The sequence below is a fragment of the Lamprobacter sp. genome (genome assembly GCF_034860625.1).
GTDB lineage: Bacteria > Pseudomonadota > Gammaproteobacteria > Chromatiales > Chromatiaceae > Lamprobacter.
Window position 1 is genome coordinate 1 of the sequence record NZ_JAYESN010000272.1, and the last position, 3,780, is coordinate 3,780.

Below are 3,780 nucleotides of genomic sequence, written 5' to 3' on the forward strand. Positions count from 1 at the left end.
CAGCACCTCAGAGGCGCCAGGCATGACGCGCGAACAGGATGGCCACCAAGATGAGCAGCGCCAGGAAGAGTCCCCAGCCGCCCCATAGCAGATAGATGAGAACGGCAACGCCTGTCCCGAATAAGGTGTATTTCGCCGCTCGGCTTAGCGCAGGCTGGTGGCGCGGGTGACGCGCCTGATGGCGATTCCGAGGCTGGTGGTGAGAGCGGTGCGGACGACGCGAAGGGCGTGTGCGATCTGACGGAGGACGGTTTCGGTAGTTGCTGGCGTTGGGGATTCTGGCCATCTTTGCGCTCCTCTATGACTGTAAGGGACTGCCCGACAGTCAGATCAACGCAGTGCGAGGAGCGATTTTTAGCCGTTTGCGGTGGTTTGTGTGTTAGAGGGTTGCTGTCAGCTACGCCGCAAGACGACGACTATCGTCTTGGTAGGGTCAGGGATGAAGTCAAACTCAAAGAGTCTGGAGCGCAGATTGGATGCCACGGGTACTTTCATGTCCGCCATCACCAGGCCCTAGCAACACGAAGCTCGCTTAAAAGCAAGAGCTGCGGTCATTCACCGGGCCTGGAGATTCAGTTTAGAAGATCGTCACACATACAGGGATGCGTGCTTCATCTAGAAGAGAACATGAGCGGCTATGAGCCTGAAGTCGCGAGATTTGGTGATTTCTGAAAATCGCAGCAGTCATAGCGTTGATCTCCTGACAGCGTTTTTATCAACGGCCTATTTGGAGAACGTCCATGACTGCACAAGAAACCCCTACCATTGCAACGAATGATCACGGACTCATTGAGCGCTTAGCTGTGCTGCCTGCGCGTCAGCTAGCCCGGAGTTGGGTACGAACCAATGGCGCTAAAGTGGTTGCTAAGTATGCGAGCAAGGCGGCAGGTAAGACAGTTGCGCGCACTGCGGCCTCGCCTTACCTCCTGCTGGCAGATGCTGCAGAATTGGCGACTCGGCAGATGATGGATCAGTATCAGGAAGATCTCCAGTTGACTCGTCGTGTCTCTAAAGGGGTCGGTTTTGGTGCGAGCGTTGGCATTGGGGCTGCCGTGGGCGGCCCAATCGGTGCCGGGGTTGGTGCAACCGTCTGGGCGTTAGGCGAGGCGATCGAGGCTACCTGGGAGGGGGGAGCAAGGCTCTCTGCAGCCGATCAGTGCGACCAACGCAGTGAATAAATCATCAAGCCACTGACGCCTTACCGCAACCCATCACGCATCGGCACGAAGGTGCTATCAAGGGTTGTCCTCAACCCACCTCCAACTTGCAGCAGCCAGGTCTCATGCTGCGTGTTGAGGGCCTCCTTGAGGGTTTCCTTCTCGGCATTCAGCACCTCCAGGATATCGGCGCGCATCTCCTCGCGCGAGAGGGCTTCATCGATCTCGACGAAGACTTTATCGGCGGCGAGCCAGGTCGCAACACCGGCAACGGCACCGCAGGCGATTGCGCCCAGACCAGCAGGTGCGCAGACCGCAGTCGCACCGAGGGCGGCGGCACCGGCAGACGCGCCTTTCTTGGCAGCGACCTTGCCCAACAGGGTGGCTCCCAGCTGAAAGCTCTTCTTGGCCGCGACCTTGCCGACGACTTTTGCAGCGACGGTCTTCGACAGCAGGCCAGCAGCCATGACCGTCGCCCCGGTGGTCGCGCCAAAGCCAGCGGCGCTCAGGGCGCGCAGGCCATCACGGTTGAGCGTCGCGACCTCCGCCAGGTTCAGCATGTCGGGACGACAGGCCGAGTCCGCCTGCCATGCAGAGAGCTGTTGGGCAAGGCCCTGACCCAACCCGGCGAGCCGCACGTCGGCCTGTTCGAGGGCCTCCGTACTAATCGCCTCCAGTTCACGCTGAAAGCCGGTGTCCTCGAAGACTCGCTGCTGGAGTTGCTCGGTCATGAGCGCGGGAAGATCGCCGGCGATCACGGCACCGAGGCGCTGATACTCGCCTGCAACCGTGAAGTACCAATCGAGATACGCCTCCACGCCGCGGTCGAGCTTGGCGAACAGGGCGTCGATCTTGGCATCCACGTGACTCGCCATCTGCTGATCGATCACCGCGAGCTCGGCGGCGACCTCGGCATTCAGCTCAGCGCGCAGCGCCGTGCGAGCTTTGGCATCGGGATGGCAGGGATCGAGGTGCTCGGCGAGCGGCTCGGGCAGGGTCTGGAACGCCTCGAGATCCAGATTCCGCAGCTTGAGGCTGGCGTAGAGCACAGGCAGCGCCAGAAGCAGGATGGTGAGCAGGAAGGTCTTGACGAGGGCGCCACCGCCGACGACGGCCTCGACCGGTCGGCTGCGTTGTTCGACGAGCAGGATGATCCCGATCAGATACAGGGTGACACCGGCGGCGATGAGCCCGAAGCGCAGCAAAAAGACAATCCAGGCCAGCAGCTGCAGTGGCAGATCGGACAGTTGCGGGATGATGACCTGTGCCCAGTGCCAACTCAGCTGATCGATCGCGGCAAAGACGCCGATCAGCCAACCCAGCGCCGGGCAGGTGGCCTGTGCGCTGTGGGTCGCGAAGCTCTGCTCGAGCAGCACACGCCAGTCGGCGAGCCGGGTATCCGCCGTGCCGGTGATCGCGAAGTCGATGACGAAGAAGGCGAGCGCCAGGAGGAGGATGCTCGCCCAGCGCAGCGGCCAGCCGCGGGTGACGATGCCCAGCGCCTCGGGGCGAAGATCGGCCTTCTGGTAGCGGCGCAAGGCCGTATAGAGCCAGGGCAACAGCAGCAGGCTGGCAAACACCGCCAGCCATTGGGTGGCGCTGAGCAGCGTGCCCATGGCTAAGAGCACCGTGGTCAGGCTGATGGCGCCGACGAGCAGCAGGGCGCTGCTCAGATGGCCCTGCCAGAGCAGGCCGCGGACCCGGCTGTCGGCGTGGGTTGCGCCGTCGAGCAGGGCGCGGCGATTAAACAACGCCGACTCGCGCAGGGCGAGCCAGATTGGCGCGGCGATGAGGATTGTTGGTAGAAGCGCGGCCCAGCAGGGTAGGAGCGCGAAGGCCTCGACCGCGCCGAACAGGACAAAGCCACCCAGCAGCAGGCCAAGGGTCATGGCCAGGGGACCCGCGGCTTGCGGCCTGTCCAGAGGCTGGGGGTCTGACTGAGACATCGCGACGGCTCCTCCTTGAGTTCACATGATTGGCGTGATTGGCGATGAAAAAACCCGTGCTATCCAGCCAGCGCCGACAACAGGCCCTGAATCCGCAACGCCAAGGCCCACAGCACCGCCCAAACCTGCTCATGGCCCCACATGAGGCTCAGCACGAGGACACTCGCCGTGACCAGTGGCAGCCGATGGTAGCGCCGTTCGGCCGAGACCGCTAGCCACAGGATCAAAGCGACCAACGCCAGCGTGATCGCGATGACCTCATAGACGGATGAGGGTGTCGCCATGACCGTCATCCGCGCTCACCGCCACCATCGCCTGAGTCCGGCAAGCGATAGAGCGCTGCCACCTTATCCGACTGCGCCCGCATCACATGACGCAGCTCCACCGGGGCGATCACTTCGAGATTATCGCCAGCGCCAAGCAGCCAACGCAGCAATTGACCTGTGGAGGGCAGCCGCGCGGACACCCGGAGCCTGAACGCTGAGGTTTCTGGCTCATCCTCGAGCTGCTGATCGGGACTCAGCGGGCAGACGCTGAGCAGGGACACCAGATAGCCACGCACGCGCAGTTCCAGATCGATCAGCCGGCCTTGACCGAAGTCGACCTTGCCTTCGGCGATCGACTGATCCAGGTCGAAGCCTGCTGCCGCGCGCGCCGGCTGGTTGGTCAGGGCCTCA

At 62.7% G+C, this 3,780-nt stretch carries 5 protein-coding genes; 1 reads left to right on the forward strand and 4 read right to left on the reverse strand.

Features of this window, described 5'->3' with window-relative positions; translation table 11 throughout:
• Positions 1-7: 7 nt before the first annotated feature.
• Positions 8-286, reverse strand: a complete 279-nt coding sequence (locus VBE63_RS25865; RefSeq protein WP_323685878.1) for a hypothetical protein — start codon at positions 284-286, stop codon at positions 8-10.
• Between the two features lie 454 nt (positions 287-740).
• Between VBE63_RS25865 and VBE63_RS25870 the strand changes: the two genes are divergently transcribed.
• Positions 741-1,178, forward strand: coding sequence for a hypothetical protein (locus VBE63_RS25870; protein ID WP_323685879.1), 438 nt, complete (start codon positions 741-743; stop codon positions 1,176-1,178).
• Positions 1,179-1,198: 20 nt separating this feature from the next.
• On the opposite strand, the gene VBE63_RS25875 is transcribed toward VBE63_RS25870, so the two are convergent.
• From VBE63_RS25875 to VBE63_RS25885, 3 genes are all read right to left on the reverse strand, one after another.
• Positions 1,199-3,103, reverse strand: coding sequence for a hypothetical protein (locus tag VBE63_RS25875; protein ID WP_323685880.1), 1,905 nt, complete (start codon positions 3,101-3,103; stop codon positions 1,199-1,201).
• A 59-nt stretch (positions 3,104-3,162) separates the two neighbouring features.
• Entirely contained in the window at positions 3,163-3,387 is a 225-nt protein-coding gene (locus VBE63_RS25880; RefSeq protein WP_323685881.1) for a hypothetical protein, read from the reverse strand.
• Positions 3,388-3,392: 5 nt separating this feature from the next.
• On the reverse strand, positions 3,393-3,780 hold a 388-nt coding region (locus VBE63_RS25885), incomplete at its 5' end, for a WYL domain-containing protein (RefSeq protein ID WP_323685882.1).

What these genes read in the sequence shown, in the direction of transcription:
- VBE63_RS25865 (WP_323685878.1), bottom strand. Translation starts at nt 286, where the DNA reads ATGGCCAGAATCCCCAACGCCAGCAACTACCGAAACCGTCCTCCGTCA.
- VBE63_RS25870 (WP_323685879.1), top strand. Translation starts at nt 741, where the DNA reads ATGACTGCACAAGAAACCCCTACCATTGCAACGAATGATCACGGACTC.
- VBE63_RS25875 (WP_323685880.1), bottom strand. Translation starts at nt 3,103, where the DNA reads ATGTCTCAGTCAGACCCCCAGCCTCTGGACAGGCCGCAAGCCGCGGGT.
- VBE63_RS25880 (WP_323685881.1), bottom strand. Translation starts at nt 3,387, where the DNA reads ATGGCGACACCCTCATCCGTCTATGAGGTCATCGCGATCACGCTGGCG.